General features: G+C 69.7%; 17 protein-coding genes. 10 read left to right on the forward strand and 7 right to left on the reverse strand.

What is annotated here, in order from left to right; all coding sequences use genetic code 11:
* Positions 1 to 8: 8 nt before the first annotated feature.
* On the reverse strand, positions 9 to 1,418 hold the full coding sequence (locus AB5J49_RS29825) for an FAD-dependent oxidoreductase (protein ID WP_369171933.1): 1,410 nt from the start codon (positions 1,416 to 1,418) through the stop codon (positions 9 to 11).
* Positions 1,419 to 1,490: 72 nt separating this feature from the next.
* On the opposite strand from AB5J49_RS29825, the gene AB5J49_RS29830 reads away from it, so the two are divergent.
* The 3 genes from AB5J49_RS29830 to AB5J49_RS29840 all read left to right on the forward strand — a co-directional run bounded on the left by AB5J49_RS29830 (position 1,491) and on the right by AB5J49_RS29840 (position 4,572).
* Positions 1,491 to 2,141, forward strand: a complete 651-nt coding sequence (locus AB5J49_RS29830; RefSeq protein ID WP_369171934.1) for a TetR/AcrR family transcriptional regulator C-terminal domain-containing protein — start codon at positions 1,491 to 1,493, stop codon at positions 2,139 to 2,141.
* 104 nt (positions 2,142 to 2,245) lie between these two features.
* A complete protein-coding gene (locus AB5J49_RS29835; RefSeq protein WP_369171935.1) occupies positions 2,246 to 3,232 on the forward strand; it encodes a glycosyltransferase family 2 protein in 987 nt (328 codons plus the stop codon).
* A complete protein-coding gene (locus AB5J49_RS29840) occupies positions 3,229 to 4,572 on the forward strand; it encodes an alpha-2,8-polysialyltransferase family protein (RefSeq protein ID WP_369171936.1) in 1,344 nt (447 codons plus the stop codon). Before AB5J49_RS29835 ends, AB5J49_RS29840 begins: the two co-directional genes overlap by 4 nt.
* An 85-nt stretch (positions 4,573 to 4,657) precedes the next feature.
* On the opposite strand, the gene AB5J49_RS29845 is transcribed toward AB5J49_RS29840, so the two are convergent.
* From AB5J49_RS29845 to AB5J49_RS29855, 3 genes are all read right to left on the reverse strand, one after another.
* Positions 4,658 to 5,815 (reverse strand): acyltransferase family protein, encoded by a 1,158-nt coding sequence (locus tag AB5J49_RS29845; RefSeq protein WP_369171937.1) that lies wholly within the window; start codon positions 5,813 to 5,815, stop codon positions 4,658 to 4,660.
* A 170-nt stretch (positions 5,816 to 5,985) separates the two neighbouring features.
* Positions 5,986 to 7,386 (reverse strand): polysialyltransferase family glycosyltransferase, encoded by a 1,401-nt coding sequence (locus tag AB5J49_RS29850; protein ID WP_369171938.1) that lies wholly within the window; start codon positions 7,384 to 7,386, stop codon positions 5,986 to 5,988.
* Entirely contained in the window at positions 7,386 to 8,366 is a 981-nt protein-coding gene (locus AB5J49_RS29855; protein ID WP_369175308.1) for a glycosyltransferase family 2 protein, read from the reverse strand. The genes AB5J49_RS29850 and AB5J49_RS29855 overlap by 1 nt, the downstream gene beginning before the upstream one ends.
* Positions 8,367 to 8,564: 198 nt before the next feature.
* Between AB5J49_RS29855 and AB5J49_RS29860 the strand changes: the two genes are divergently transcribed.
* The 4 genes from AB5J49_RS29860 to AB5J49_RS29875 all read left to right on the forward strand — a co-directional run bounded on the left by AB5J49_RS29860 (position 8,565) and on the right by AB5J49_RS29875 (position 13,403).
* A complete protein-coding gene (locus AB5J49_RS29860) occupies positions 8,565 to 9,878 on the forward strand; it encodes a DUF6716 putative glycosyltransferase (protein WP_369171939.1) in 1,314 nt (437 codons plus the stop codon).
* A 41-nt stretch (positions 9,879 to 9,919) separates the two neighbouring features.
* A complete protein-coding gene (locus AB5J49_RS29865) occupies positions 9,920 to 11,224 on the forward strand; it encodes an HAD hydrolase family protein (RefSeq protein WP_369171940.1) in 1,305 nt (434 codons plus the stop codon).
* 13 nt (positions 11,225 to 11,237) lie between these two features.
* Positions 11,238 to 12,176, forward strand: coding sequence for an N-acetylneuraminate synthase family protein (locus AB5J49_RS29870; protein ID WP_369171941.1), 939 nt, complete (start codon positions 11,238 to 11,240; stop codon positions 12,174 to 12,176).
* A 156-nt stretch (positions 12,177 to 12,332) separates the two neighbouring features.
* On the forward strand, positions 12,333 to 13,403 hold the full coding sequence (locus AB5J49_RS29875; RefSeq protein WP_369175309.1) for a hypothetical protein: 1,071 nt from the start codon (positions 12,333 to 12,335) through the stop codon (positions 13,401 to 13,403).
* A gap of 94 nt (positions 13,404 to 13,497) precedes the next feature.
* Here AB5J49_RS29875 and AB5J49_RS29880 read toward each other — a convergent pair whose 3' ends face one another.
* The 3 genes from AB5J49_RS29880 to AB5J49_RS29890 all read right to left on the reverse strand — a co-directional run bounded on the left by AB5J49_RS29880 (position 13,498) and on the right by AB5J49_RS29890 (position 14,855).
* Entirely contained in the window at positions 13,498 to 14,169 is a 672-nt protein-coding gene (locus tag AB5J49_RS29880) for a class I SAM-dependent methyltransferase (RefSeq protein WP_369171942.1), read from the reverse strand.
* A gap of 105 nt (positions 14,170 to 14,274) precedes the next feature.
* The gene (locus AB5J49_RS29885) at positions 14,275 to 14,505 is read right to left on the reverse strand and encodes a hypothetical protein (protein WP_369171943.1); all 231 of its coding nucleotides are present in this window, start codon (positions 14,503 to 14,505) and stop codon (positions 14,275 to 14,277) included.
* A complete protein-coding gene (locus AB5J49_RS29890) occupies positions 14,481 to 14,855 on the reverse strand; it encodes a hypothetical protein (protein ID WP_369171944.1) in 375 nt (124 codons plus the stop codon). The genes AB5J49_RS29885 and AB5J49_RS29890 overlap by 25 nt, the downstream gene beginning before the upstream one ends.
* A 298-nt stretch (positions 14,856 to 15,153) precedes the next feature.
* On the opposite strand from AB5J49_RS29890, the gene AB5J49_RS29895 reads away from it, so the two are divergent.
* From AB5J49_RS29895 to AB5J49_RS29905, 3 genes are all read left to right on the forward strand, one after another.
* Positions 15,154 to 16,374, forward strand: a complete 1,221-nt coding sequence (locus tag AB5J49_RS29895; RefSeq protein ID WP_369171946.1) for a M20 family metallopeptidase — start codon at positions 15,154 to 15,156, stop codon at positions 16,372 to 16,374.
* Between the two features lie 302 nt (positions 16,375 to 16,676).
* The gene (locus tag AB5J49_RS29900) at positions 16,677 to 17,732 is read left to right on the forward strand and encodes a BMP family protein (protein WP_369171947.1); all 1,056 of its coding nucleotides are present in this window, start codon (positions 16,677 to 16,679) and stop codon (positions 17,730 to 17,732) included.
* A 301-nt stretch (positions 17,733 to 18,033) separates the two neighbouring features.
* On the forward strand, positions 18,034 to 19,083 hold the full coding sequence (locus tag AB5J49_RS29905) for a BMP family protein (RefSeq protein WP_369171949.1): 1,050 nt from the start codon (positions 18,034 to 18,036) through the stop codon (positions 19,081 to 19,083).
* Positions 19,084 to 19,098: the final 15 nt, after the last annotated feature.

Raw genomic sequence — 19,098 nt, forward strand, 5'->3', positions numbered from 1 at the left:
CCGGGTGGTTACTGCGGCATTCCGAAGCGCCCCAGGTAGTCCGTAAGCCCGGCTGCCTGGTGGCCTGCCCACCCCACGTAACCGTCCGGCCGTACGAGAAACACCCCGCTGCCGTACGACTCCTGCGCCTCCCCTCGCACCACCCGCACCGCCCCCGGCACCTGCGGCGCCGCCACGCCCACCGCCACCACCGTCCAGTGCGGCCCCCGGAAGGCGTCAAACAGCCGTACGCCGTCCATCACCCCGTCCGGCGCCCGATCCCCGGCCCGCACCGCCCCCGGCACCTCCCGCGTCTCCTCCGTCAGGCTCGACTCCCGGTAACCGAGCCCCAGTTGACGCGTGGCCTCCCCGCGCCGCACCTCACCCCGGTGCACGCTCGTCGACAGCCCCAGCATGTCCGCCGCGACGGGCCGCCGCTCCTCCTCGTACGTGTCCAGCAGAGCCTCGTCCACCCCGTCCCGCAGCACCGCCCCCAACTTCCACCCCAGGTTGTAGGCGTCCTGCACGCTGGTGTTGAGCCCCTGCCCCCCGGCCGGTGAATGGACATGCGCGGCGTCCCCCGTGAGGAAGACCCGCCCGTCCCGGAACCGGTCCGCCAGCGCCGCCCGCGGCCGGAAGTCCGAGGCCCAGCGCACCTCGGTCACGTCCTCGGGGGCGAGGTGGGACCGGGCGGCGACGACCTTGCGCACACCTTCCAGGGAGACGTCCACCGACGTGCCCTCCGTGAACTGGGCCACGACCTGGAAGTCCTCCGTACCCGCGAGCGGGCAGATGGACAGGAAGCCTTCGCCCTCGCCGCGCGGCGGGAAGATGTGCCAGTTGTCGCGGTCCAGGCCCTTGATCCTGACGTCCGCCACCAGGATCGGGCTCGGGTCGACGCTCTCCCCGGTCATGCCGATGCCGAGAGCCCGCCGCAGCACCGAACGGCCACCGTCGGCGGCGACGACGTACCGCGCACGGACGCTCTCGCCGTCCGCGAAGTGCGCGGTCACACCCTGCGCGTCCTGCGTCACCCCGACGACCTCCCGGCCGAAGGCGACCTTCCCGCCCAGCTCCTCCAGCCGGCCGAACAGGATCTCCTGCGTCCGCCACTGCGGCACCATCCACGGCTCGGTGTACGGCGAGTCCTCCGTCACCTCCGCCGGGTCGAACATCCGGTGCTCGCCGACCCGCTCACCGTCCTGCCAGATCACCCCGACCGGGTAGCTGCCGCCCGCCGCGTGGATCGCGTCGAGCACGCCCAGGTCGTCGAAGACCTCCCTCGTGCGGGGCTGGATCCCCTTGCCGCGCGATCCGGGGAAGAGCCTCTCCGCCCGCTCCACGACCAGCGCGTCCACTCCGCGCCGCGCGAGGTCGATGCCGAGGGTGAGGCCGGTGGGGCCCGCGCCCACGATCAGTACATCGGTCCGTACAGCCATGATCGATTCTCCTTAACGCTGTTAAGTTCCCTGGGGTGCCAGCGTGGCCTTAACACCGTTAAGCTGTCAAGCGTGACTACGGAACGCCGAGCGCCCCTCGACCGCGCACGCGTCGCGGACACCGCCCTCAAGCTCCTGAACGGGGTCGGTCTGGACGGCCTGACCCTGCGCGCCATCGCCAAGGAGCTGGATGTGAAGGCACCGGCCCTGTACTGGCACTTCAAGGACAAACAGGCGCTGCTCGACGAGATGGCGACCGAGATGTACCGGCGGATGGTCGCCGGGACGCCCCTCGGCCCCGCCGACACCTGGCAGGAACGGCTGCTGAAGTCCAACCGCGGACTGCGCGCGGCGCTGCTCGGCTACCGCGACGGCGCGAAGGTCTTCAGCGGCTCACGCTTCACCGGCATCGAGCACGCCGAACAGATGGAGGACAACCTGCGCCTGTTCACGACCGCCGGCTTCACCCTCGCCCAGGCGGTCCGGGCGACCTCGACGACGTATCTCTACACCCTCGGCTTCGTCACGGAGGAGCAGGGCGTCGAGCCCGTGGCGGGGGAGCGGCGCGAGGGGTACGACGTGGACGAACGCGCCCGGCTGCTGGCCGACTTCCCGCTGTCGGCCCAGGCCGGCGCGGAGATCTTCACCGACTACGAGGCTCACTTCGAGGAAGGGCTGGCGGTGGTGATCGCCGGGATCGGGGCGCGGTACGGGATCAGGTGACCGTTACCTTTCGTTCACCTGGAAGTTGGCAGGGAGTTGATGTGCGGCGTCGAACATCTCCTACGGTCGCAGGGATTCGCCCCGGAGAGAGCCCAGGTGTACGCGTGACCAACCGCCCCCCGACACTGTCCGTGATCGTCCCGTGCTACAACATCGAGTCGTACGTACCGGAGACGGTGACCAGTCTGGTCAACAACGAACGGGACGACTTCGAGTTCATCTTCGTCGAGGACAGGTCCACCAAGGACAAGACGTACGAAGCGCTGCTGACGCTGACGAAGAGACTCAGGAACAGCCGGGTGATACGGCACGAGCGCAACGGCGGACTGGCCACCGCGCGCAACACCGGAATCGACGCCTCGGAAGGCCGCTACCTCACCTTCCTCGACGGTGACGACTGGCTGGCGCCGGGCTATCTCGCGGATCTGGTGAACGCCATCGAGCGGTTCGACGTCGACTTCGTACGGACCGACCACGTGCAGGTCACCGGCATCGAGCGGACCGTCCACCGGGCGCCCGAGGGGCGGCGGCACACCCCGCTGGACCCGCGCACCTCGATCCTCCCCGTCGACGACACGACCATGGTCGACTACCCGTACGCCTGGGCCGGCGTCTACCACCGCCGCCTCCTCGACCGGGGCATGCTCCGTTTCCACGACGGACTGAAGACCGCCGAGGACCGCCCCTGGATCTGGGACCTGCACCGCAGGGCCGAGTCCTACGCCGTCGCCAGCCTGCGCGGGGTCTTCTACCGCCGGGGCGTGGCCAGTTCGCTGACCCAGATCGGCGACGTGCGCCAGCTGGACTTCTTCCGCTCCTTCGACCTCGTCCTCGCCGAGCTCGCCGACGACCCCGAGGTGGGCAGGCTGCGCAAGAAGGCGCTGCGCAACTACTGCGTCGTCATCGCCCACCAGCTGCTCAGCCGGGGCCGGTTCGAGCGCAGCATCGCGGCCAAGCTGAAGCAGATGGCCGCCGAGGCGCTGGGCCGGATGTCGGAGGACGAGCTGGAAGAGGCGCTCGTCGGGATGGGCGAGGAGCGCGTGTACATGCTGCGCCGGATACGGGGTGGCATGAAGGGAGTGGCGGCATGATCCAGATCTTCTTCTCGGCCACGCAGTACGCGGCCGCGACCGTCACCGCCGCCATCCGGGCCGGCCAGTTCGGCCCGCGCGAGGGTGTGCGCCGCATCCTCGTCGTCAGCAACACCGCTGCGATCCCCGAGGTCGGCACCCCGCTGGACAAGATGGCCGGCTTCGAGAAGCTGCGCCCCGAGTTCGACGAGGTGCGCTCCTGGAACGAGTTCATCTCCCCGCACCACCCGGCCGGCTGGTCGCCCCGGGGTCAGGACACCCTGCTGTGGGAGAAGGCCGTACGCCTCGCCTGGAACCTGGGCGACGAGCCCGTCGAGATCGCCTGTGAGTCCATCCAGGCCAACCCCTCGCGCGCGGTCGCGGACATCTTCGCGGACAGCCCGATCCATGTGTACGCGGACGGCCTGATGAGCTACGGCCCCACCCGCAACCGCATCCCGCACGGCATGAGCAGCCGCATCAAGCGCGTCCTCCACCTGGATCTGGTGCCGGGCCTTACGCCCATGCTCCTGGCCGAGTACGGCGTCAGGCCCGAGGCCGTCCCGAACGACGCGATCGTCGACGTCCTCGCGCAGATCGGCGAGTCCGGCGCCGGCATCCTCGCCGAGCGCCTCCCGGCCGACAACCCGCCCACCGCCGTGCTCCTCGGCCAGTACCTCTCGGCCATCGACCTGATCACCCAGGACGAGGAGGAGCAGCTGCACGTCCGCATGCTGCGCGCCGCCGCCCGGGCCGGTCACCAGGACGTGCTGTTCAAGCCGCACCCGAGCGCACCCGCCGTCTTCAACGAGTCCCTGGAGGCGGTCGCCGACGAACTCGGCGTCAGGCTCACGGTGCTGAACGAGCCCGTCCTCGCCGAGACCGTCTTCGCCTTCCTGAAGCCCAAGCTCGTCATCGGCTGCTTCTCGACCGCGCTGATGACCGCCGCCGCCTTCTACGGCATCCCCGTCGCCCGCGTCGGCACGGACCTGCTCCTCGAACGCATCACGCCGTACGAGAACAGCAACCGCATCCCGCTGACCATCATCGACGCGGCCCTGCCCGACGCGGAGCACGCCGAGCTCGGCTCGCAGCTCGAACTCGCCGGGATGGCCGAGGGAGTTGCCCCGCTGGTGCGCAGCGTCGGCTACTGCATGCAGTCCCGCAAGCACCACGGTTCGCGCGACGAGGTGGCCGCCTGGCTCACCGCCAACCTGGACCGCTACCAGCGCTACTTCAAGCGCCGCCGCCTCACCAGCCTCCGCCTCCCCGGCGGCAGCCCGGTCCGCGCGGAGGCGCTGCGCCGGCACCCGGCGGTCCGCAAGGCCGTGCGGCAGCTGCGGCAGACGACGCGGAAGTAACGTACGCGGAAAGCGAGTTGGGGCGCCCCCCGGGGGCGCCCCAACTGCTGTGTCGCTCGACAACCGCTGTGCCGCTCGGCCGGCGTCACCGCGTCGGCAGGACCAACTTCCGCTTCAGCTTCGGCCCGAACGGCTTCTCCACGAACCGGTGCATCAGCCAGGCCAGCCCCAGCAGGCTCAGCACGGACAGGGCCAGCGTCGGGTAGGAGCCAAGGCCGAGGCCCCGGTGCAGCACCCGGATGAAGAACCAGCCCAGGTGCTCGTGGATCAGGTAGAAGGGGTACGTCAGCGCCCCCGCCACCGTCAGCCAGCGCCAGTTGGCCCAGCTCGTCCAGCCCAGCGCCACCACCGCGACGGCGGCGAAGGCGCAGAAGACGATGGCCTGGATGACGTACGGGGAGCGGTGGAACTCGCCCTGCGCCCCGGGGTGCCACAGCGCCATGACCGAGTAGCGCTGGCCCAGCAGGAAGGACATGCCCACGATCCCCCACAGCAGCAGGTCGCTGCCGAAGCGGTGGATCAGGTACAGGGCGAGGCCGCCGATGAAGAACGGGGCGTGGTCGCGCATGACCAGCTCGTCGGTCAGCGGGTTGTCGGCGACCCGGGCGAAGGCACTGGCGAGCGTCCACAGGATGCAGAAGGTGACCACACGGCGGTAGGTGACGCCCTTCCAGATCACGAACAGGGCGAAGAGCACGTAGAACTTCAGCTCCACCCAGAGCGTCCAGCACACACCCAGGACCCGCGGCACGCCCAGCGGCTGCTGCATCATCGTGAGGTTGACCAGGAGCTCGTCCGGGCGGACCGGGTGGACGACGACCGGCAGCAGCACCGCCGCGCCGGTGACCATGACGATGGCCACCCAGTACGCCGGGTAGAGGCGGGAGATCCGCGAGCGGAAGAAGTCGCCGAGACTGCGGCCCCAGCTGCTCATGCAGATCACGAAGCCGCTGATGACGAAGAAGAACTGCACGCCCAGGCTGCCGTAGGTGGACAGCTGCGACAGCGTCGGGAACATGTCCCCGGGGGACTGGTGCCAGGAGTTGGCGACTTCGCCGTTCTTACCGGTGAAGTGGTACATGCACACCATCAGCGCGGCCATGAGCCGCAGGCCGTCCAGGGCGCGGAGCCGGCTCTCGCCACGGGGCCGGACGGGCGGCCGCTCGGCGAGGACCTGGTTCAGCCGGGGTGCCGGGGGTGTCAGCGGTGTCGGCGGTGCCGTGGCCTGGTCAGCCGCGCTCATCCTGGGGCCCTTCTCCGGGAGTCTCGAGGTGCGTTCAGTCGTACGCGACGGACGGTGCCATTTCATACGACGACCGAACGCTATGTCCCTCGGACGGGTGAAAGGTGAGTGACGGCTGACGCTCAGGGAGCGCGAAGGTGTCACACGGATGAACGACCGCCCTTTGTCGGTTACCTCCGGCCGGCCACCTGCTTCAGCGCCCGCGCCCGGCGCGCCAGTCGGCGTACGGTCGCGTTGCGCGGGATGAAGGAGAGCTGGGCCGGTACGGCGCCCGGCAGGGCCAGCGAGGTCAGGCGCTTGCGCTTGAAGTACCGCCAGGTGTGCGGGTTGAGGTGCCGGGAGAGGTAGGTCTCGGCCGCGCCGCGCAGCCCCGGGTAGATCTTCGGCTGCATCGCGAACCCGACCGCCTTGAGCAGCGCGGTCAGTTCGTCCACCCGCTCGCGCGCGGGCATCGCCCAGCCGCTGACCGCGGCGGCGTCCGCGATGTCGGGCAGCAGGGCGTCGACGATGGTCAGCGGGACGCGGTTGCTGTTCTGGTAGGGCGCGAGCCGGGCCAGCAGGGTGTCGGTGCCGACCCGCGCGACCGGGATGCCGTACAGACCGGCGGCCGTGAGCAGCGCGGTCGAGAAGCAGCCGACGACGAGGGCGGGCCGCAGCCGCTGGAAGGACACCTCGGCGAGTACGGGCCGGTCCAGGAGGGTGAGTTCGGCGCCCAGCTTCTCCGCCTCGTCCTCCAGGAGCCTCGACCAGCGGGCCGGGGCGACGGGGTGCGGCTTGAACACCAGCCTGCGGTGGCCGAGCGCGACGGCGCCGCGCACCATCTGCCGGTGCAGGTCCTCCTCCTCGGCGTCGGTGAGGATGCCGAGCGCGGAGAGGTACTGGCCGAGCAGCAGGGCCGGCCGGTCATCGGTGGCCGTGGCGGTGGCCGCCTCGGTTGTTGCGGCGGGAGCGGTCAACTCGCCCTCGCCCTCGCCTTCGGCCTCGGCCAGTTCGCCGAGCACCTTCAGGAACGCCTCGGACGGCACCAGTTCGGTCGGCACGCCGAACTCGGTGAGCAGCAGCGGGGTGAGGCCCGGGACGAGATCGAGGTGCAGCAGGCGCCCGATGCGGGTGCCGACCAGCGGGTCGATCTTGTCGCGCGTGGGGCCGTAGCTTATGAGGCCGTCGGCGTAGACGTCGACGGGGGCGCCGGTGAACAGCTGGCACAGTGCGAGGGCCGGATTGACCTGGACGGACTCGACGGCAAGCTGCACCTCGTCGTCGCCGAGGTTCCACAGCAGCCGTACGTACCGCTCCCACATGGGGATGTCGTCCGCGCGGGGCGACCAGCCGCTGGGGTGGAACGGCGCGATGGTCGCGTTCCAGGACAGCACCTCGTCGAAACGCTCCCGCAGCCGGTCGAAGCCCGGCATCGCGTCGACGGACGGGGTGATCTCCGGGTTGGTCGCGTTGTTGGTGACCAGCAGCAGCCGGCGGTCGGCCGGTTCGAAGAGCCCGGCGTCCAGGGCGGCGGCCAGGGTCGCGGCGCCGTACAGCGTCGAGGCGCAGAAGATCTGCGTGGTGCGAGGCATCAGGCGGCCACCGTCCGTGCTCCGACCGCCCTGCGGCGCACCCGCCGCAACCGGGCGGCTCGCTGCGCGTCCATCGAGTCCATTACCTCCGCGAGCACGTCCTGCGGCATCCTTTTCAGGGCGGCGGCGCTCATCGAGCGCAGTTTTCGAGCCACGGCGGGTTCGAACCTCTCGATGTGGCCGAGATGATGAGCCATGATCGCGCAATAAGTGCGCACGGCTTTCGGAAGCAGTTTATCGGCCTCGGGGTCAGCCGCAGTTTCCTCGATTACCTGGTCGAACGCACGAATGAAATCCAGCTGCCGGACGTCACCGATCTGGGTGAGTGAGGACGCCACGCCGCGCCGGTAGTAGACGCCCAGCAGTCCCACCGCGGCGAAGGATTCCGCCTCCCGGTGCAGTTTCCAGATCCACGGCCGGTCCTCGGCCGTGCGCAGCCCGTGGGTGAAGTGCAGCACCCCGCGGTCGACGAGACGGCGGTGGTAGATGCCCGCCCATGCGTACGCGTAGTCCACGGACGTCGACCGGTCGGCGGGCAGGATCGCCTCCCGCGGGTCCATCACCGTCCAGCGCCGGCCGTGCGGCACCCGGTGGATGCTGCGCGCCCGCCCGGTGCACTGCACATGGTCGGTGCGCACGAAGTCGCAGCCCAACTCCTCGATGGCTGCGAGGAGTTGGGGGAAATAGTCGGGTGCCAGCCAGTCGTCCCCGTCCAGGAACGTCAGATACTCGCCGCGCGCCTTGTCTATGCCCGTGTTCCGCGCGGTGGCCAGCCCTCCGTTCTGCTCGTGTCTGACGACCACCGCGCCCGGCAGCTCACGCTCCGCGCGCGCGAGAAGGTCCGGTGTCCCGTCGGTCGAGCAGTCGTCGACGAGGATGAACTCGAAGTCCTCGCGTGTGTTCGCACGCAGGCTCTTCAGGGTGTCTGGCGCGTATTGCTGCACGTTGTAGAACGGCACGATGACCGAGAGCTTGACCACGCGAAGGACGTTAGGGGGCGGTCCGGCACCCGTCTTTACCCGGAGCTTGATGTCAGGTGAACGACGCGTGGCGATGCAGTGAACCAGGCTTTTTTTCAACGGCTTCCGGCCTCGATTCGCCGTTCGTCGGTGTGCTGTTAACCGTTTGTTGCATTTGGGTTGGGCAGAACCTCGGAATCGCTTCCTAGCGTCTTCGACGTGCCAGCAAGTGCGACGAAGACCCGACGAGTTGCCGTACTCGCGGATTCCGATACCCGGTGGAAATGGGGCGCGCTCACCGCGAACCGTATCGCCCCGGAGGATTCGGACATCCGCCTGGACGGATATCTCCTGCGCGGCCGCGCCACCCCGACCCCCCGCCAGCTCCAGGAGGTCGGCGTCCACGCCGACTCCCTGCGTGAGGTGACCGCCGTCGAGTTCCTGCGCACCATGGCGCAGGAGTCGTACGACGTCCTGGTCCTCTCCCTCGTCGGCGGGGGCGTCCAGGCCGTGCTGCACGGCCTGAAGCGGGTCTGGGAGGGGCAGGCGCAGCGGCCCGTGGTCGTCACCGGCTATGTCGGCGTCGTCTACGAGAAGCTCGCCGACGGCCTGCTGCTGCGGCACGGCGCGGACCTCGTCCTCGCCAACTCCCGCCAGGACGCCGAGCGGTTCCGCACGGTGTACGACGGGGTCGGCGCCGACTCGTCGGCGGTGACCGAGGTGGCGCTGCCGTTCCTCGGCGGGGAGCCCTACGCCGGCGAGCACGACCCGTACACGGTCGTCTTCGCGGCCCAGCCCTCGGTGCCGGACAACCGCAGGGACCGTACGTACCTGCTGAACCGCCTGATCCAGCACGCCCGCAAGCACCCCGAGCGCGAGGTACTGCTCAAGCTGCGCTCCAAGCCGGGCGAACACACCACGCACATCGAGGAGTTGCCGTACCAGAAGCTGGTGCAGGGACTCGAACCGCCCGCCAACTTCCGTCTGGTGTACGGGAACATGGGCGAGGTCCTCGACCGCACCGACCTGCTGGTCACGATCAGCTCCACGGCGGCGCTGGAGTCGCTGCACCGCCGTATCCCCACCGTCGTCCTCACCGACCTCGGCGTGCGCGAGGTGCTCGGCAACCACCACTTCGTGGGCTCCGGCTGCCTCGCCTCCTGGGACCAGCTGGACGACGGACACCGCCCGACTCCCGACGAGGAGTGGGTGTCCCGGCAGGGCGTCTGTGCCGACGGCTTGTACGCCACCGCCTTCGACGCGGCCCGCGAGCGCATCGCCAAGCTGCTTCGGCGGCCCGGCGGCCTGCCCGCCCTCACGCCGTACTACACGCCGGCCACCGCGCCCGGCTATCTGCCCGGCATCCTCGCCCGCCACCACCTCGGCCCCGACGGCAGCCCGCTGCCCGGCGCCCCCGCCCACGACAAGGAGCCCGGCCCGGTCCGCCAGATAGTGCGCCGGGCGGCGCGCGGCGCCTACCGCCACGGCGTGCAGCGCGTGGCACCGGTCATCCGGCGGATGGGCGAGCTGTGAGCCGCCAGACCCCACGTCAAGGACGTCAAGGAGCAGATCCCATGTCCCACCCGGAAGCAGGTCAAGGCACTTCGGTGCCGCGCGTGCTCGCCGTCATCCCCGCGCGCGGCGGCTCCAAGGGCGTGCCCGCGAAGAACCTCATGCCCGTCGGCGGCGTGCCGCTGGTGGCGCGTGCGGTGCGTGAGTGCAGGGCTTCGAGGCTCGTCACGGACGTCGTCGTCTCCACCGACGACCAGGGCATCGCGGCCGCCGCCCGCCAGGCCGGCGCCGAGGTCGTGCTGCGCCCCGCCGCCATCGCCGGCGACACCGCCACCTCCGAGGCGGCCGTACTGCACGCCATGGACGCGCACGAGGCGCTGCACGGCTCGCCGGTGGACGTGGTGCTGCTCGTGCAGTGCACCAGCCCCTTCATCGTCCGCGAGGACATCGACGGCGTGGTCAAGGCGATCGTCGCCAACGGCGCCGACACCTCCCTGACTGTCGCGCCCTTCCACGGCTTCGTATGGCGCCACGGCGACGACGAGCCCACGGCGGCCGTCCGCGCCGAGCGCCAGACGGCCGAGGGCGGCACGGACACCGTCGCCACCCGCACCACCACATCCGGCGGCGGCTACGGCATCAACCACGACAAGTCCTTCCGCCCGCGCCGCCAGGACCGCCCCCAGGACTTCCTGGAGACCGGCGCCGCCTACGCGATGGACGCGCGCGGCTTCCGCGAGCACAGGCACCGCTTCTTCGGCCGCACCGAACTCGTGCGCACCGACCCCGCCCGGGTCCTGGAGATCGACGATCCCCACGACCTGGCCCGCGCCCGCGCGCTGGCTCCGCTGTTCGACGCGGACCGGCCCGGCGCCCTCCCGACCGCCGACGAGATCGACGCGGTCGTACTGGACTTCGACGGCACCCAGACCGACGACCGGGTGCTGATCGATGCCGATGGAAAGGAGTTCGTCTCCGTGCACCGCGGAGACGGCCTCGGCATCGCGGCGCTGCGCAAGAGCGCCCTGAAGATGCTGATCCTGTCCACGGAGCAGAACCCGGTCGTCGCCGCCCGCGCACGGAAGCTGCAGATTCCCGTGCTGCACGGCATCGACCGCAAGGACCTCGCACTGAAGCAGTGGTGCGAGGAGCAGGGCATCGCGCCTGAGCGCGTGCTCTACGTCGGCAACGACGTCAACGACCTCCCGTGCTTCGCCCTCGTGGGCTGGCCCGTGGCGGTCGGCAGCGCCCACGACGTCGTGCGCGGCGCCGCACGCGCGGTCACCACCACCTCCGGTGGCGACGGCGCGATCCGAGAGATCGCCAGCTGGATCCTCGGCCCCTCTCTCGATTCCCTCACCAAGTAAGGACATCTCTGCCATGAGCACCAACTCCCGCCTCCGCTCCTTCGGTTCGCGCGAAGTCGGCCCGGGCAAGCCCGTCTACATCTGCGGCGAGATCGGCATCAACCACAACGGTGAGCTGGAGAACGCCTTCAAGCTCATCGACGTGGCCGCCGAGGCCGGCTGTGACGCCGTGAAGTTCCAGAAGCGCACCCCGGAGATCTGCACCCCGCGCGACCAGTGGGACATCGAGCGCGACACCCCCTGGGGCCGGATGACCTACATCGACTACCGCCACCGCGTGGAGTTCGGTGAGGACGAGTACCGCCAGATCGACGAGTACTGCAAGAGCAAGAACATCGACTGGTTCGCCTCCCCGTGGGACACCGAGGCCGTCGCCTTCCTGGAGAAGTTCGACGTCCCGGCCCACAAGGTGGCCTCCGCCTCCCTGACCGACGACGAGCTGCTGCAGGCCCTGCGTGGCACCGGCCGCGCGGTCATCCTCTCCACCGGCATGTCGACGCCGAAGCAGATCCGCCACGCGGTCGAGGTCCTCGGCTCCGACAACATCGTCATGTGCCACGCCACCTCGACGTACCCGGCCAAGGCCGAGGAGCTCAACCTCCGCGCGATCAACACCCTGGAGAAGGAGTTCCCGAACGTCCCGATCGGCTACTCCGGCCACGAGACGGGTCTGCAGACCACGCTGGCCGCGGTCGCCCTCGGCGCCGTCTTCGTCGAGCGCCACATCACCCTGGACCGCGCGATGTGGGGTTCGGACCAGGCCGCCTCGGTCGAGCCGCAGGGCCTGACGCGCCTCGTCCGCGACATCCGCACCATCGAGGCCTCCCTCGGTGACGGCGTCAAGAAGGTCTACGACTCCGAGCTCGGCCCGATGAAGAAGCTGCGCCGCGTCGCCGGTGTGGTCGCCGAGGCGGAGATCGCCGCGGCGGCGGGCGAGCCGGTCTCGGTCTGACCCGGAACGCACCGAGTTCGAACGCGCGCGCCGATGTCCGAGCGCTCCGAGTACGGGGCGCTCGGACTCGGCGCCGTTCGAGTTCCCTGACCACCAGCAACACGAGCTGAATACGAGCGCCGCATGAGCGCCTTACGACGGGACGGTCGTACGTCGATGAGCCACCGCGCCGGGAACACCGGCCCCCACACTCTCGCCTTCGTCGAGAGCCCGGTACAGCTCCTGAACGTGCTGGAGTGGGCGCACGCCCGCGAGCACGCCCTGGGTGCGGGACTCACCCTCGTCGTCCTGTCCCCCATCGACCCCATGACCCGTGGCCAGCTGCGCCGGATGGCCGAACTGGCACGGGACGACGGCCACGAGGTCCGCTGGGAGGAGGCGCGGGGCGGAGCGACCGCTCCCTTCCACACGATCGGCGGCCTCGCCGGCCGGCTCCGCCGGGCCGACCGGGTGGTCCTGGGCGACCCGTTCTCCCGCTACGTCCAACTCCTGCTGACCATCACCAAGGCCCGCGACATCGTCGTCGTCGACGACGGCACGGCGACCATGGAGTTCGTCGCCCAGCTCGCCCGCGGCGAACGCCTGGTGCGCTGGCACCGCAAGGGCGGCCGCCCCGGCCCTCGTGACCTGGTCTTCGCGCCGGTGTCGTCCGCGGCCCGCAAGCGGCTGACGCCGAGCGAGCGCCGTACGGTCGAGATCTTCTCCTCCATGCCGATGGAGGAGACGCCGGACGGCGTGACGGTCACCGCCAACACCTTCGCCTGGACCCGCGACCGGTTCGGCCCGCCGCGCATCACCAAGGGCTCGGACATGGTGGGTACGTCGTTGGTCGAGACGGGCGTGGTGGACGGCGACCGTTACCTGGAGGCCGTCCGCTCCCTGGCCAAGACGCACGGGGCGACCCGCTACTTCGCCCACCGCCGCGAAAGCGCGGAGAAGCTGCATCGGCTGGCGGTGGAGACCGGCCTGGAGATCGTCCGCCCGGACCTTCCGCTGGAGCTGATCGCCCGGCGCGGGCCGATCGGGCGGACGATCCTGAGCTTCCCGTCGACGGTTGTGCATACGTTGCCGCTGGCGCTGACCGGCACGGAGGTGCGGGTCGCGGTGTGCGACATCGACCCGGCCTGGCTGACGGCGAACGCGTCGCCGCGGGCGCAGGGGTTCTTGTCGGGGGTCACGGGGACGGCGCGGGATGTGCATCGGCTGTCGGCGGTTACGGCTGTGTGATCACTTGGCCGTAGGTCGGCCGGTGTGCTGCGGCTCGGGGCCTGGGACGCCGACCCCGAACCGCCTGCGCCGTGGTGCGAACTGGCTACGTAGATCACGGCCGCCTGCGGGCCAGGACGAACGCGCGTGGCCGCTTTTCCTCGCCGGCCGGTTCGCGCAGGACGCGGGCCTGGACCGGGAGGTCCGCCTCGGCCAGGTGGACGGCGACCGTGTCCGGGGTGCGCCAGTAGTAGTCGAGTGAGATCTCGTGGCCGAAGCGTTCCGCGAGGTGGAGGTGCTCCTCGTCGCCGTCGGGCCGGCCGGACTGGAACCCGAGGAGTACGTGGCCGCCGGGGACCAGGACGCGGTGGAACTCGGCGAACGTGGCGCCGAGGTGCTCGGTCGGGATGTGGATGATCGAGTACAGCGCGACGATCCCGCCCAGCGTCCGGTCAGGGAGGTCCAGAGCCGTCATCGAGCCCACATGGAACCGCAGTTCGGGGTGTGCGCGGCGGGCCAGGGCCACCATCAGGGGCGAGACGTCGACACCGAAGACCGGCACACCGAGGGCGTGGAGGTGGGCGGTGACGGAGCCCGGTCCGCTGCCGAGATCGGCGACGGGAGCCGGGGCGTTGTCGCATGCGAGCTCGGCGAAGGCGGTAACCAGGGAGCGGTCCAGCGGATTGCTGTCGGCCGGCCAGTCGGAGAAGCGCTCCGTGTAGGCGGGGGCTATCGCGTCGTACGAGGTACGGGTGGATCGGAGGAATTCCGGCTGCACGTCGGTCACGGACGCACCCTAGTGCGGGTGCGGAGCGGGCGTCCGGGGGTTCACCTGGGCGGTGCGAGGAGTTCCCGTACAGCGGGTGATCACGGCGGAACAGTAGGCTCAGGATCAGGATGTGGGCGTGTCCAGCTGCGGCTTCAGCCGTACCTCGGTCACGCTCACGCCCAGCGGAGCGCCGAACGACCGAACCAGCACGCCGCTGTCGATGTCGGTGACTTCCAGAGCCAGGTGCTCGGCCCCCACGCGCAGGTCGAGCCTTGCCACGGGCTCGCCCGAGAAGTCCGGCATGCGGTGGACCCGCGCCGCCGGGTACTTCAGGCTCGCCAGCCTGTCCCGCATCTCTTCGTACGTGGCCGTGTCCGTCCCCGAGAACGCCCTGCTGATGCGCCGGGCAGGGTGGAGTCGGGGGTCGGCTCAGCTGCCGGGGTCTCGGCCACGGAGGCCGATGCCACGTCATCGACGCCGCCGGAGACGTCCGGGGCGCAGCTCTGGGAGATGAGGTCCGCCATCTCGGGGAACCGCACCTCCGCGGTGTCGTCGCTCGCCGCGACGGTGCTGACGACGGAGGTCTGATCGGCGGTGGCGTTCCGCGCACCGAAGCCGGCCAGGACGACGACGCCGCCGAGCGCGGCCGTCAGCAAGGACTTCGGGAGGGCGTACTCAATCGGGTCGGAGAGTCCGATCGACAAGGGGTACGGCGGACGTGTGTCCCGGCATTCACCCGGGATGTGCGGTCCCGACAGGTGAACACAACCGACGGTTCTGTTCATGACGTGGTAAGCGTGGAGGAGTGGAGGTTAGGCTCCGTCACTCTCCGTACTGTGGATTTCATGATCGACTTGGCGGAAAGGAGCGCGAGTTTACCCACCCAAACCGATACCTATGCTTCGGGCGGCCGGATTTTCTTCCCCAAACGGGTTGAACTTTTGTTGATCGAGGGGCAGTTGGCCACCCCAGCGTCCTACCCTTTAGAGGGTGAACCAACTGATGTCCCCAGAGTCCGAGGCCGATCACACCGGGGAAGCCGCCCTTCCCGGCACCCTGCCGGAGGCGCTCCGCGCCGAACTCGTCGAGTTCCGGCGTGACTTGCACATGCATCCGGAACTCGGCAACCAGGAGTTCCGTACGACCGCAGCGATCAAGGCCCGCCTGGAGAAGGCAGGCCTGCAGCCCCGCGTGCTCGCCATCGGAACCGGGCTCATCTGTGACATCGGGGAGTGGGACGGCGAGCGGCCCATGCTCGCCCTGCGCGCCGACATCGACGCGCTGCCCATCCCGGACACGAAGAGTGAGTGCGCGTACCGCTCGACCGTCCCGGACCGGGCGCACGCCTGCGGTCACGACGTCCACACGGCCGCGGTCCTGGGTGCCGGCCTGGTGCTCGCCGGACTGCTCGAGCAGGGGCAGCTGCCCCGCCCCGTCCGCCTGATCTTCCAGCCCGCGGAGGAGGTGCTCCCCGGAGGAGCCGCCGACGTCGTCGAGTGCGGGGTGCTGGAGGGGGTGGGGCGGATCCTCGCCGTGCACTGCGACCCCAAGGTGGACGCCGGGAAGATCGGACTGCGGCAGGGTGCCATCACGTCCGCCTGCGACCGTCTCGAAATCGCCCTGGACGGGCCCGGCGGTCACACCGCCCGCCCTCACCTGACGACCGACCTGGTCACCGCCGCCGCCCGGGTCGTCACCGACGTGCCCGCGCTGGTCGCCCGGCGCGCCGACGCCCGCAGCGGCCTCGCCGTGACCTGGGGCCGCGTCGAGTCCGGCCACGCGCCCAACGTCATCCCGCAGCACGCCGAGCTCTCCGGGACCGTGCGCTGCCTGGACCTCGACACGTGGCGGCAGGCGCCGGACCTCGTCGTCGCCGCCATCGACGAGGTCGCCAACCTCCACCGCGCCAAGTCGGAGATCAACTACGTCCGAGGCGTCCCGCCCGTCGTCAACGACCCGGCCGCCACCGAGCTGCTGCGCGACGCCATGACCGCCCGGCTCGGTCCCGACTCCGTCGAGGGCACGGAGCAGAGCCTCGGGGGCGAGGACTTCTCCTGGTACCTGGAGCACGTTCCGGGCGCCATGGCCCGCCTGGGCGTGCGCACGCCAGGTGACCGGATCGGGCGCGACCTGCACCAGGGGGACTTCGACGTCGACGAGTCCGCCATCGCGGTGGGGGTGGAGATGTTCACGGCGGCTGCGCTTCTCGACGCCGTCAGGTAGCCGGGGCGGATCGCAGGGCGTCGATCGTGACCGTCGGTCACGCCCCCCCCCGCTTGCGACAGCCCCGCAGCGGGGAGAGTCTGGGCCCATGACGGACGGTCACGAGCGCCATCGCGTTGAAGGCACCCCTGGTGCAGTTGCCCTATGCGTACCTTTCGATCCGGTGGTTCACAAGGACGTAACCGGCCATCGGCACGAATGGATAACGGCAAGACGAAACCCCGTTCCCAGGAGTGTCTACGCGCGTTAATGTGCGCCGAACTCAGCACCCACTGCGGGGCTTGGAGAATGGGGACTTCACGATGCGTCGGATATCCAAACTGACCCGTGTCGCGGTGGGGGTCGCGTCGATCGCGCTCGCCGCCACGGCGTGCGGTGGCACCAGCAGCGACAGCGGCGGCGACAGCGACAGCAGCAGCGGCACCAAGGGCCTCGCCCTCGCGTACGACATCGGCGGCAAGGGCGACCAGTCCTTCAACGACGCCGCGTACGCCGGCCTTCAGAAGGCCCAGAAGGAGTTCGGCTACAAGACCGACGACGTCGAGCCAACCGAGGGTGAGACGGACGCCGACAAGGAGCAGCGGCTGGCCTCGCTGGCGCGCCAGGGCTACAACCCGGTGGTCGGCGTCGGCTTCGCCTACGGCCCCGCCATGGAGGCCGTGGCCAAGAAGTACCCGGACACCACCTTCGGCATCGTCGACTCCGTGGTCGAGGGCAACAACGTCGCCTCCCTCGTCTTCGCCGAGGAGCAGTCCTCGTACCTGGCCGGCGTCGCCGCCGCCAAGGCCACCAAGAGCAACACCGTCGGCTTCGTGGGCGGTGTGGACATCCCGCTGATCCACAAGTTCGAGGCCGGCTACAAGCAGGGCGTCCAGGACACCAGCGGCGGCAAGGTCAAGGTCATCTCCCAGTACCTGACCCAGACCGCCGAGGAGGGCGGCTTCTCCAGCCCCGACAAGGGCAAGGCCGCCGCCGAGGGCCAGATCGAGAAGAAGGCCGACGTCGTCTACCAGGCGGCCGGTCTGTCCGGTCAGGGCGTCATCGAGGCCGCCGCGAAGGCCAAGGTCTGGGCGATCGGTGTCGACTCCGACCAGTACAAGCAGGCGGCGCTCGCCAACTACAAGAACTACATCCTGACCTCCGCCCTCAAGGACGTCGGCGGTGCGGTCTACGCGCTCGCCAAGTCCGTCCACGACGACAAGCCGCTGACCGGCACCCAGACCTTCGACCTGAAGGTCAACGGCGTCGGCCTGGCCGAGTCCAACCCGGAGTTCGCGAAGATCGCGGGCCTCTCCGACGCCGTGGCGAAGGCCAAGGCGGGCATCATCGACGGCTCCATCAAGGTCAAGACCGAGTAGTCACGGTCGTACACCCTGGAAGCGGGCGGGCATCGGAAGATGCCCGCCCGCTTCGCGTCGCCGACCGCCGTTGCCGACCGCGTCGCCGGACGCCATGTCACCCACCGCCACCCTCTGTTTGCTGTCGGCAAGCCCTTGGTCAAGGCCTCGCGTGGAGTTGGCCACGGGCGCATAACAAGGTGGACAGAAGGGGTTTTCAGGCTTGTCTACGCGCGTTAATCTGCGACGAAAGCCAGCGCCGTAGCTGTGAAGCTGTCCCGAGCTGTACCGTCCGGCGCTTGTACGACAGGAGCACCTACACATGCGCCGGATTTCCCGGATAACGGTCGCAGGCGCAGCGACCGCCTCTCTGGCCCTCGCGCTCTCCGCCTGTGGCGGCACCTCGACCTCGGCCTCGTCGTCCGAGTCGAAGGGGGACAAGGGCCTCGCCATCGCGTACGACGTCGGCGGCAAGGGCGACCAGTCCTTCAACGATGCCGCGTACGCGGGTCTGGAGCAGGCGAAGAAGGAGTTCCAGTACGACACCGCCGACGTCGAGCCCACCGAGGGTGAGACGGACGCCGACAAGGAGCAGCGACTGGTGTCGCTGGCCAAGCAGGGTTACAACCCGGTCGTCGGTGTCGGCTACGCGTACGCCGCCGCCGTGAAGGGTGCCGCGGAGAAGTTCCCCGACACCACCTTCGGCATCGTCGACGACTCCACCGTCGAGTCGAAGAACGTGGCCGACCTGGTCTTCTCCGAGGAGGAGGCCTCGTACCTGGCCGGTGTCGCCGCCGCCATGAGCACCAAGACGAACACGGTCGGCTTCGTGGGCGGTGTGGACATCCCGCTGATCCACAAGTTCCAGGCCGGCTTCGCGCAGGGCGTCAAGGACACCGACCCGAAGGTCAAGGTCCTCTCCCAGTACCTCACGCAGACCGCGGAGGAGGGTGGCTTCGCCAGCCCGGACAAGGGCAAGTCGGCCGCCGAGGGCCAGATCGAGAAGAAGGCCGACGTCGTTTACGCGGCCGCAGGTCTCTCCGGCCAGGGTGTCATCGAGGCCGCCGCCGCCAACAAGGTGTGGGCGATCGGTGTCGACTCCGACCAGTACAAGCAGGCCGCTCTCGCCAAGTACAAGGACTCCATCCTGACCTCGGCGATGAAGGACGTCGCCAAGGCGGTGTACACCCTGGCGAAGTCGGTCGAGGACGGTAAGCCCGCGACCGGTATCGTTCGTGGCGATCTGAAGACCGGCCAGGTGGGCCTGTCGAACTCCAACCCGAAGTTCGCGGACGACGCCAAGGTCCAGGAAGCCATCAAGACGGCCAAGGAGAAGATCATCAGCGGCGAGATCAAGGTCAAGTCCAGCTGATTGCAGCAACACCCT

It is taken from the genome of Streptomyces sp. R28 (assembly GCF_041052385.1).
In the GTDB taxonomy this organism is placed as follows: Bacteria; Actinomycetota; Actinomycetes; order Streptomycetales; family Streptomycetaceae; genus Streptomyces.